The organism is Nocardiopsis sp. LOL_012 (genome assembly GCF_048060475.1).
Classification (GTDB): Bacteria; Actinomycetota; Actinomycetes; order Streptosporangiales; family Streptosporangiaceae; genus Nocardiopsis.
In genome coordinates this window covers 1-10,183 of record NZ_JBHMIV010000060.1, presented here as the reverse complement: position 1 = coordinate 10,183, position 10,183 = coordinate 1, and the positions used below count along the sequence as shown (strand labels likewise).

Annotated in this window: 10 protein-coding genes; 3 read left to right on the top strand and 7 right to left on the bottom strand. The window is 68.2% G+C overall.

The genetic code is table 11. The annotated features are described in order from the left end of the window. The first annotated feature begins 621 nt into the window (after nt 1-621). Genes ACFHWE_RS23185 through ACFHWE_RS23175 form a run of 3 tightly spaced genes read left to right on the top strand, consistent with a single transcriptional unit; the run spans nt 622 to nt 3,150 of the window. Nucleotides 622-1,689: a site-specific integrase gene (locus ACFHWE_RS23185; RefSeq protein ID WP_416603995.1), complete on the top strand. Its 1,068-nt coding sequence runs from the start codon at nt 622-624 to the stop codon at nt 1,687-1,689. 34 nt (nt 1,690-1,723) lie between these two features. Beyond that, the gene (locus ACFHWE_RS23180) at nt 1,724-2,104 is read left to right on the top strand and encodes a hypothetical protein (protein ID WP_416603994.1); all 381 of its coding nucleotides are present in this window, start codon (nt 1,724-1,726) and stop codon (nt 2,102-2,104) included. A gap of 32 nt (nt 2,105-2,136) precedes the next feature. Beyond that, nucleotides 2,137-3,150: an IS3 family transposase gene (locus tag ACFHWE_RS23175; RefSeq protein ID WP_416603993.1), complete on the top strand. Its 1,014-nt coding sequence runs from the start codon at nt 2,137-2,139 to the stop codon at nt 3,148-3,150. A gap of 109 nt (nt 3,151-3,259) precedes the next feature. Here ACFHWE_RS23175 and ACFHWE_RS23170 read toward each other — a convergent pair whose 3' ends face one another. The 7 genes from ACFHWE_RS23170 to ACFHWE_RS23140 are packed head-to-tail and all read right to left on the bottom strand — an operon-like array spanning nt 3,260 to nt 9,863. Beyond that, the gene (locus ACFHWE_RS23170) at nt 3,260-3,991 is read right to left on the bottom strand and encodes a phytanoyl-CoA dioxygenase family protein (RefSeq protein ID WP_416603992.1); all 732 of its coding nucleotides are present in this window, start codon (nt 3,989-3,991) and stop codon (nt 3,260-3,262) included. Between the two features lie 55 nt (nt 3,992-4,046). Then, entirely contained in the window at nt 4,047-5,519 is a 1,473-nt protein-coding gene (locus ACFHWE_RS23165; protein ID WP_416603991.1) for a class I adenylate-forming enzyme family protein, read from the bottom strand. Beyond that, nucleotides 5,506-6,429, bottom strand: a complete 924-nt coding sequence (locus tag ACFHWE_RS23160) for a hypothetical protein (protein ID WP_416603990.1) — start codon at nt 6,427-6,429, stop codon at nt 5,506-5,508. Before ACFHWE_RS23160 ends, ACFHWE_RS23165 begins: the two co-directional genes overlap by 14 nt. After that, nucleotides 6,426-7,499 (bottom strand): DUF2332 domain-containing protein, encoded by a 1,074-nt coding sequence (locus ACFHWE_RS23155; protein ID WP_416603989.1) that lies wholly within the window; start codon nt 7,497-7,499, stop codon nt 6,426-6,428. The genes ACFHWE_RS23160 and ACFHWE_RS23155 overlap by 4 nt, the downstream gene beginning before the upstream one ends. Beyond that, a complete protein-coding gene (locus tag ACFHWE_RS23150) occupies nt 7,496-7,741 on the bottom strand; it encodes a hypothetical protein (protein ID WP_416603988.1) in 246 nt (81 codons plus the stop codon). Before ACFHWE_RS23150 ends, ACFHWE_RS23155 begins: the two co-directional genes overlap by 4 nt. 15 nt (nt 7,742-7,756) lie before the next feature. Beyond that, on the bottom strand, nt 7,757-8,371 hold the full coding sequence (locus ACFHWE_RS23145; protein ID WP_416603987.1) for an alpha/beta hydrolase: 615 nt from the start codon (nt 8,369-8,371) through the stop codon (nt 7,757-7,759). Further along, entirely contained in the window at nt 8,358-9,863 is a 1,506-nt protein-coding gene (locus ACFHWE_RS23140) for an asparagine synthetase B family protein (RefSeq protein WP_416603986.1), read from the bottom strand. The genes ACFHWE_RS23145 and ACFHWE_RS23140 overlap by 14 nt, the downstream gene beginning before the upstream one ends. Nucleotides 9,864-10,183: the final 320 nt, after the last annotated feature.

Here is a 10,183-nt window from a genome sequence, read left to right as displayed (position 1 = left end):
GTCGTTCTTGCATGAGCAACCCCTGTGACCTGCGGTGTTGCTACGACGGTATGACACCACCCAACCGGTTCAACCACGCGCGGCCCCCACCAGCACCACCTGCGCACGGGGCCCACGCCGACCGACAGGTGGCCTTCGGCCCAGGCCGGCATGCGCGTGCGACGCGGACCGACCCCAGCCCAGGACCCAGCCGCCCCGCAGAGATCCCATGTGATTCACATCCCCGAAAGACAGCGAACCCGAGGACACCATGATCAGAAAAGCAAAACCGATTCCTTTCAGCCCCATCCGGAAAGGCATTCCCCTAAGGCCGGAACGGAAGAGGCGACCCAACACCGACAACACAGGCCATACGGGCAAGAACGCCAATTCATCACATAGTTACATAAATTAGAAGCCGGGGATTCCGAATGCGAATCTTGGGGAACATCTGCAAACGTCACCCCCAACCCCACCCAGGAGGTTGACATCAACGGCCACATCAGTCAGTTGTGTTGGTGCCGCAACCCAGAGACGAAGCGACCGTACCCCAAAAAGGCATGCCCCAAGTTCAAGAAGCCAGGGCATGCGAAATGGTACGCGCGCTTCGATGTTCCCACCGCAGACGGAAAGCGACGACAGGTGAGGATCGGACCGTTCCGCACACGCGCGGAAGCCCAGGAGACCCTCCGCCACGAAATCTCCCGTACCAGCTACGGCGGCGTCCCCTCCGCGCACAAGATCACGGTGGAGTCGCACTTCAACGACTGGCTCGCCCGGCAGCGTCCGCGGCTCGCCGTGTCGACGTTCGCTGACTACGAGCGTGTCATCCGCAACATCGTCCAACCGACGTTGGGCCATGTGAAGCTCGTCAGGCTGACGACCCACCACCTGCGCTGCCTGTACGCGGCACTCGGTGCGGACGGCATCGAGTCCAACTCCTCGGTCGCCCTCATGGCGGAGCGCCTGGCTCCGTCGAAGACGGGCCCCGACGCGCCAATGCGCAAAGGGACATGGAAGTACCCGCTGAGCGCGAAGCGCATCAGGAAAGTGCATTCCATCATCAGCTCCGGACTCACACGCGCATGCAAGACCGGGCTGATAGCCCACAACCCGGCCTGGAACGCCGGCCTGCCGAAGATGGTCGAGGAGCCGGCACTCGTGTGGACCGAGCCCAGGGTCACCCACTGGCGCGAAACCGGAAGGAAACCGGCCACCGTCATGGTGTGGACCCCCGAGCAGTGCGGCCAGTTCCTCGACTACCTGCAAGAGACCCGCGACCGCCAGTACGCCCTGTTCCAGCTGGCGATGACGCGCGGCCCACGCTGCAACGAGCTGACGAACCTGCTCTGGCGGGACCTCGATCTCAGCGAGCCGGGCATCATCACCATCCGCGGTACGAAGACACCGCGCAGCTACCGGACCTTCCACCTGGGCCAGGAGAACGTGGCCGCGCTACGCCGCTGGTACCGGGTACAGGAACAGGAGCGCTGGGAAGCCGGGCTGCGGTGGACGCACAGCGGCCACGTCTTCACCAACCCTCGGGGCGAACCGGTGACGCGCAACGCCCTGCGGCACCGCTTCACACGGCTCACAGCCGCAGCGGACGTGCCACCGATCCGGCTCCACGACCTGCGGCACTGCGCCGCGAGCCTCGGCCTGACCCCTCTCTGTCGGTTTGGGATGAAACATCCCTCCGTGCCTGGTTAGACAGACAGAGCCAAACCAGGGAAGCACCACCCACATGACCAGCCAGGACACCACCGACCCGGCCCCCAGACCCAAACGCGGGACCTTCACCGCCGAGTACAAGCTGCGCATCATTGCCGAACACGAGGCATGCACCACCGGCACCGAACGCGGAGCCCTGCTGCGCCGCGAGCGCCTCTATCACTCCCACATCGTGGAATGGAAGAACGCCCGTGACACCGGCGCCCTCACCGCGCTCACCGACCGCCGCACCTCGTCCGCACGCTCCAAGAAGCACCCCGCCGAGGTCGAGGCCGACCGGCTGCGCGCCCGCATCGCCAAACTGGAGAAGGAGGTAGCCGACCGCGACCACGCCCTGGAGGTGACGGGAAAAGCCTCCGCGCTCTTGCAGGCACTCTCCAAGAGCGCGGACTGAACACCCACGTTGAACCGGTCCTGCACCAGACGGTGGAGGGCCTGCGCGGCGGTATCGGCGTCGTGGCCGCATGCCGCCTAACGGGCCGTTCCCGCGCCACCCACCACCGGCGCCTGCACCCACCCGAACCGAAAGAGGCGGCCCCGCGGGCCCCGCACCCGGCGGCACTGGCCGACGATGAGCGGGCCGCCGTGCTGGAGCTGATGAACAGCGAGCCCTACGCCGAGCTGCCGCCCGCCCAGATCTGGGCCCGGGAACTGGACGAGGGCCGCTACCACTGCTCGGTCTCGACCATGTACCGGATCCTGCGCTCCCGCGGCCAGGCCGGCGAGCGCCGCCGCACCGCCACCCATCCGCCCAAGACCGTGCCCGAACTACGGGCCGACGGCCCGGGGCAGGTGTTCACCTGGGACATCACCCGCCTCAAAGGCCCCCGCAAGGGGGTGTGGTTCCACGCCTACGTGGTCATCGACATCTACTCGCGGTACGTGGCCGCTTTCACGGTGGAGCGGGCCGAATCGGGGGCGCGGGCGGCGGAGCTGATCGCCGGCCTGGCCGCCGCCAACGGGGTGGCGCCCGGGGTGGTTCACGCCGACCGGGGTGCGGCGATGACCTCCAAGGAGGTGTCCCAGCTGTTGTTGGACCTGGGCATCGAGCGGTCGCACTCGCGGCCCAAGAACTCCAACGACAACCCCTACAGCGAGGCGCAGTTCAAGACCCTCGAGTACGCATCGGACCACCCCGACCGGTTCGATTCCCTCACGCACGCCCGTGAGTGGTTGGAGGGTTTCATGGCCTACTACAACCACGAGCACCGTCATTCGGGGGTCGGGTACCACACCCCGGCGTCGGTGCACTTCGGTACCGCCGACCAGGTGCGGCGGCAGCGGGCCCGAACTCTGGCCGAGGCCTATGCCGCCCATCCGGAGCGGTCCTCGCGACGGCCGGAACCGCCGCGGCTGCCCGAGACGGTGTGGATCAACGACCCGGCCCGCCACCGGGAGGACACGCCACAGAGTGTTCGACCAGGTCAACGTCTCATTTGACTTGACATCTTCCGCTTCGGGAACTTGAACAAGCACCTCCCGAGCACGCGAGCCTGGATGTTCACGCGAGCGCGAACCTCCAGGTTCGGTGCATCCCCGACTCCGGTTCTCACACGTCGGCCAGGGAGAGGATCTCCTCGAGGGTCATGACGTCGCGTGCGTTGAAGCCCTCCGCGGCTCCGTCCGCGAAGACGATCACCATGCCGCGACGGTCGTCGGCGGACTCGTTGGGACCGCTGCCGTGCACGAGCAGGCGGTCCCAGACGGCGGCCTCACCCGGCTTCAGGATGAAGTCGTGGCGCTCACCGAGCTGGTCCGCGACGTGCGTCAGACTCTCGTGCCAGGGATGGTCCGGGTCATCGGCGTGCTTGATGACCCCGTCGGCGTGGGAGCCCGGGTAGGCGTAGAGGCCGCCGTTGGCGGGAGACACCTCGGTCAGGGCCATCCACATGCTGAACGCGCCCGGGTACTCCTCGTTCCACAGCGCCTGGTCCTGGTGGGGGGCGACATGGGTGCCCACGCGCGCGGGCTTGAGGAAGGCCGCGTGCAGGATCGCCACCGCGGTCGGGCCGATGAGCGCCTCGGCTAGTTCGGGCGCGCCCGTCCGGTTGATGATCGGGCCGAAGAACTTGCGGTCGTTCCAGAGCAGACGACGGAGTTTCCTCAGTCTGCGCGCCTCGCCTTCCCCGTCGTACTGTGCCTGGTAGCCGGGGGAGATCCGATCACTGCCGTCCAAGGCGTCGAAGTGCCGCAGGATCCGGGAACGGTCGTCGTCAGAGAGACAGGGGCCGAGCTCCAGAAGACCGGTGGACCTGAATCTGTCGGTGTCAACGGTAAACACGGGACTCCTCACTTTGTGGGGGTGAGCTGTAGATGTGATGGGTTCCGCCGGTCGGTCAGTCCGACGTCAGCCTTCTCCAGAGGGCGAGTGCCTCCCGCCTGTTGATCTTCTCCTGACCGAGCCGGGGGAGGGGGTCAACGGTGACGGCCACACGACGCGGAGCCCGCTGACGTCCCAACTTCTCCTCCAGCGCCGCCACAACCGCGCCGGGAACTAGCCGGTCCCAGGCGGAGTCGGAACGGACCAGTAGGCCAATGTCCTCACCGGTGGGAAGGTCGAGCCGCACCGCCGCGCTCTCTAGGACCCCGGGAAGCAGCCCCGCCGCTTCCTCGACCTCGTGCAGGTGCACAGTGAACCCGCCCTTGAGAACCACGTCCTTCCTCCGCCCGACGATCCAGTACCGGCCTTCTGCGTCACGCCTCGCCAGATCACCGGAGCGGAGCCAGCCGTCGTGGACGAGTTCCTCCGTGGCGGAGGGGTTGTCGTGGTAGCCGCAGCTCACGGCCGGTCCGCTCAGTTCGAGCTCGCCCTCACCCGGCCCGTCGACGACGCCACCGTCGGCACCACGCAGGCGGGCGTCGACCGTGGCGGGCCGCCCGATGGACAGGGTGCCCCGCCCGGACGCGTCCCTGTCACCGAAGAACGCGGCGAAGGAGGCCTCGGTCAGTCCGTACACGTTGAGCAGGATCGCCTGGAACCGCTCCTGGAAGGAGGCGTGGGCCGAAGGGGACAGAGGGGCGCCGCCGCTGAGGCACACCACCGTCTCGCGGCTCCCCTCTCCCTCAGCTCCCTCGTCGGTCGCGACCCTGTTGAGGAGTTCCACCAGGGCGGGTACCAGATAGGTGACCTCGACACCGTGGGCGCGAAGCTCCGTCCAGTACCGGCTCGCCGACAGAAGGGTGAGTTCGGGAAGGACCTCGACGGACATCCCCAGAACCGCAGGCCACAGGTAGTTCATACCGAGAATGCCGAGACCGGACATGCGCATCGACACCCCGAAACGGGACGGCTGGTGCCCCAGCAGGTCCCTCAACGCCCGACCGGCGGACTCGTAGGCGTGGAGGAGCTGCCCGTGGGTCAGGACCACGCCCTTGGGATCCGATGTGGACCCGGAGGTGTAACTGATCATCGCGGTCCCGGGCGGGAGCGCGGGACCGCCTCCCCTCGCCTCGGAGTTCTCAACGCACGTGTCCCGTTCTGCGTCGAGGACGACGTCCGCGCCGCTGAGCGCCAGCACCGAGCGCTTGGTGTCCGTGCCCCACTGGCTGTCGATCGGGACAACGACCGCGCCCAGGCTCCAGACGGCGAGGACCGTGGGGACGGTGTCGGGGTGGTCGGTCATGACCACCGCGCACCGGCCGCCGCCCTCGACACCCGCCGGGCCCAGTTTGTCGGCGATCTCCCAACTCCGGTCCGCCAGGGCCCGCCAGGTCAGCACCGTTCCGGCGTGGGGCTCCCGGTGATAGCTGATCGCCGGGTGATCCGGTGTCCGCTCGGCGAGCCGCTCGTAGATGTCAAACAGGGTCACTACGGGTCCTTTCCAAGGAAGCCAGGACACAGTCGGCCGGCCCGGTGGCCAGGGTGAGAACGTCGGTCGTGGTCTCGGGCAGGCTCGCCAGGTTGATGAGGATGTCCGGCGTGCCCAGATGGCTCAGCAGCGAGATGTTGTCCGTGAACACGTCGTCGGCAGGAACGCCCAACGTGCTGCTGAATAGCCGTACTGTCGGCAGTCCGTAGTTGTTGCACACGAGACGCGGCCGGTCCGGCAGGCCGTGCTTCTCGGCTTCCCCGCGCAACGAGCGCAACGCACGCCCCAGCACGACCAGCGTGGGGCCGAAGTCCGCCGCCTGGTCGAACTCCGCCGTCTGGAGGAACGCCTGGCGCAGCATCCAGCGAACGCGCCACCCCGTACCCTCCGCCAGGACGACACAGCTGGCGACGCCGTCGCCGATGGCTGAGATGGCGGGAGCGAGCACCCGGGAGTCACCGGCGTGCATCCGGCCGATGGCCACCACCAGAACGCAGCCGCCGGGTTCCCTCTCCACCAGCAGTGCGGCGTACTCCAGCGCCGTCATCACGGCGCTGCACCCGCCGAAGGTCAGTGCCGTCACGGGCGCATGGCCGAGGCCCAGTCCGGAGAGCGTCCTGTGGAGCCGGCCGCGAACCCGCTCGTGCGCGTCCCGTGATCCGCTGACCGTCATCGTCTCGGTCGCTACGAGGACGTGGCCCACCGACCGGCGGTCCACGCCGGCGTCGGCCAGCGATCTGCTGACCGACGCCTCAACCAACGGCATCTCGTCATCGGTCACCGGGCACAGCTTCTGCCCCCGGTCCATGAGCTCACCGGCCACCTCGGACGGCATGGCTCCGGTTGGGAGCTCCGTGAGCGGCGTGGGTACGCCGATCGCACTGGCCAGCGAACCGACCACCGCACTCATGTCAGAAGGTCCTGCGGATCCCAGCGCACATGGGTCCCGTGCGGGGTCGTCCTGGCCAGCAGTACCTTCGTGCCCATAGGCCAGATCTCACAGGTCAGGTCGACCACGCTGGAATCCTCCTCACTCGGCTCCAATGAGATCCAGGCCAGGGGCCGGTCCTCGTCCGTCCCCTCCCCCCGGGAACAGATGAGCTTGGTAAACCTGGCGCGTTCGTCCGGATCGAAGTAGGGAAGCACGATCGAGTGGAAGACCACCGTGGTGCGGCCGGACACGGAGTCCTCAACGTGTTCGGAGACCCATGAGTAGGCGTCCGCGGCGTCGATCGTGAGCCGTGGCGCCGACCTGGCCACCTCCAGCGCGGCTCCGAGTCGACGCGCGCGCTCCACGTGCTCCGGCCAGACGAACGAGCGCAGCAGGTTCGGCGTGGCCGGGTCGTGAACGTCGATCGGGTTGAGGTCACAACCGCGGCGCTCGACGACATCGGGGGACGCGACCGCCTCCGGGTACCCCGAGGCGAAGTGTCCCTCCAACCGCAGTGCCGAGTCCCTGGGCCCCCACGAGTTCCGCGGACCCGCCACGAAGTAGCGGTCCAGGAGCAGGTTCAGTCCCGCGCTGGCACCGACCTCGAGCAGGCGGAGTGGGCGGCCGGTGGCGTGTGCGACGTAGTTCATCGCGGCCGAGAGGGGAGCCGCGCGTCCCACCTCGTTGGTCTGCACGGCGATGCCCATCTGTTCCCGGACGGCGTCGAGGTTGCCGAGGAGGAAGTCGAAGAACTCCGGTACCACGCGTTCCGGGGCGGACTCACCGCCGAGCGTGGGGTAGTGGTCGGTGATCCAGTCCGCGGATTCATCCATGGCGATCCGGTTGACGGCACCGAACAGCCTCAGGCACAGGGCCGACTGGATGGGATTCTGACCGTCCTCCGTCAGGAGCCCCGTGACCGTGTTGTCCGTACCGAGACGGTCGATCAGCTCGTCGATGAGGGCGACGTAGGTCGGTGCGCCGTTCTTACGGCACAGATCGCGCTGCCACTCACAGCCGGCGAGTACCTGTTCGATGGTCAGGCTCATGACGCCACCACCAGTCGGTAGGCACCGCGCAGAGTGGACAGGGACTGGACGGTCGCCTCCTCCGGCTTGACCGTCGTTCCACTGACGTTCTCCAGGAAGAAGAAGAACTCCAGGACCATCAGCGAGTCCAGGAGGCCAGACTCGACCAGTTCGGTGTCGGCGTCGACGTGGGCCGCCTTGTCCCCCAGCCGTTCAAGAAGGAATTGCTGACTCAGTTCGAGGAACCTGTCTTCAGAAATCATTGTCGATCCCCACTCTCATCGCGTCGCGTGCTCGATGGACAGCCACGCGACCTCGTTGTTGAACTCGTGACCCAGCCCGGGAACCTCCACATGGGGGAACCGCGTTCCGTCCCGCCCTGGGGCGGTGTCCGACCGGACGTCCTCACCCCGGACGAAGCGATCGCTCCCACCCGTCACGACCAGGACATCGATCTCGCCGGACCCGGTGCGCTCCATCAGGTCACCGCCCAGGATCCTCCCGCAGGCGAACACGGCGCGCCGCGCGACCCGGAACCCGGCGAGCACCGCCGTGGCCACGGAGACCCCCTGAGAGAAGCCGACCAGTGCGGTCCTCTCCGCCGGAATCCGGTACCGCTCCTGCTCCCACTCCACGTACCGTGCGACTTCCGGTGCCAGCTCCCGGGACCACCGCGCGATCAACGACTCCTGCGACGTGATCGGGTACCAGGCGCGTCCCTCGGGAGCGAGTTCGGGGTGGTGGGGGCCGTCCGGGGCCACCATGACCACGTCGTGCCTCCCCGCTCGGACCGCCGAAAGCGACCGGATCATGTCGGCACCCGTGCCGCCGTATCCGTGCAGCGCCACGACCATGCGGCGATCCTCCCCGGAGGCGGGGTCAACGTCCGGCATAGGAAGCCTCTTCCTCTCCTGTGGGCGACTCCTCAAGCCAGGAGATCCATTCCGCCGCGCACAGCAGACCGAAGGCCATGGTGAAGGCGAGGGGGTCCCCCTGGGCGAGGCGGTCACGCAGTGTCCGCACGCCCGTGGGTAGGACACCGAGCCCGTGGTACAGCGGCTCCGTCGCCCCGGCCAGGGCGCTGTCCATCCGAGGCAGTCCGGTACCGCTGAACCAGCGATGCACAGGGGCCCGGAACGGCTGCTTCGCTATCTCCCGGTAGTGGGAGGGAAGCAGGTCCGCGAACTCCTCCCGCAGGACCGCTTTGGTCAGGTTCCCGCGGACCAGGGCCGACGACGGATATCGCCTCGCGAGGTCCGGGATCCCGGCGTGCAGGAACGGGGTCCTCCCCTCGATCCCCTCGGCCATGAGGAGGTGGTCCGTCCTCCGCAGAAGGGGTTCGAGGCTGTGCTCGTACTCGAACTCCCGCACGACCTCCACGGAGCCGGGTCGCCTGCCGTGCCGCTGCTCGGCGACCGCCTCGGACCGTCCCACGGCGGCCCGCAGGGCGTCGGCGGCGGCCTCCGCCAAGTCGGGCCCGATCAGCTCCCGCACCAGCTTCAGCCGCTCCTGCGAGAGGTAGAAGTCCACCGGGTCACCGACAGTGCCAGCGTAGAGGGGCACGTAGCGGTTGTATCCGGCGAACAGTTCGTCCGCACCCTCGCCGACCAGGAGCACGGTGATCCCGCTGGCCCCGGCCAGCTTCGCCAGCGCCGCGTACATCGGCACACTCGTCATGGCGACCGGCTCACCGAACGCCCTGACCGCCGACGGCAGGCCGTCCAGCAGGTCGGAGGGGCCGAACGGTGTCCAGTGGTGCCGCCAGGTGGCCACGGCCCCGTCGTTCAGGCCGAGCTCACCGAGTGAGCGCACCCCGTCTCCCGTACCTTCCGGGCAGACACTGACCGTGAGCATGTGGCGCACGCCCCGGCGGGCCAGCACACGGGCAAGGATCGTGGAGTCGAGTCCTCCGCTCAGTGCCACACCGATCGGCCGTTCGGACAGAAGTACGCGATCGACCGCCTCCTCGAACCTCGCGCGCAGCTCGCCCGGGGCGGGCGCGGACGGCTCCGAGCACCGTGGGACCGATCGGGTCGAGGCGGTGATCTCACCGGCTTCGAGCGTCATGCTCTCGCCCGGGGCGACCGGCCTGATCCCCTCGAAGAACGACCCGCCGTCGACCACCCGGCGACCGGTGAGCAGGAACTGCGCGAACGCCTCGGTCCGCACCGACGCCGGACCGAACGCGCCCAGAAGGGACACGACCTCGGAGGACACCGCCACCCCCACCGGCGCCTCCCGCACGTACAGGGGCTTGATACCCAGCGGGTCGCGCACCAGCCTCAGCACATGCTCGGAGGGGCTGCTGGCCGCCGCGTACATGCCGTCCACCAGTTCGGGCTCGCACGCGCTGCGCGCCTCGTCAAGACCTCCGCCAGGGGTCATGGCGCCGTCACGGTAGACCTCCCCGTTGAACGCGTGAACGGCGCCGGTTTCGGCGTCGGTGAAGGGAACCGATGCCTCGGGGGCGCTCCTCACACGGAGCCGTGCCATCCCCAAGGCGGCTCTCCCCCTGTCGGTGACACCGCAACCGTCCGGCCCCCTGTGCCGCAACCATGCGAGCAGATCCGCAGTGAGGCGGGCCGCGTCGACATCACGCGCATGTGGTTTCAGGCAGACGCCCGCCACCCCGCACACGGTCAGCTGGTTTTGTTCGTGAGAGCCGACAGCGTTTGTCGATCAGTCTCGACAGCGCCCCGGAACAC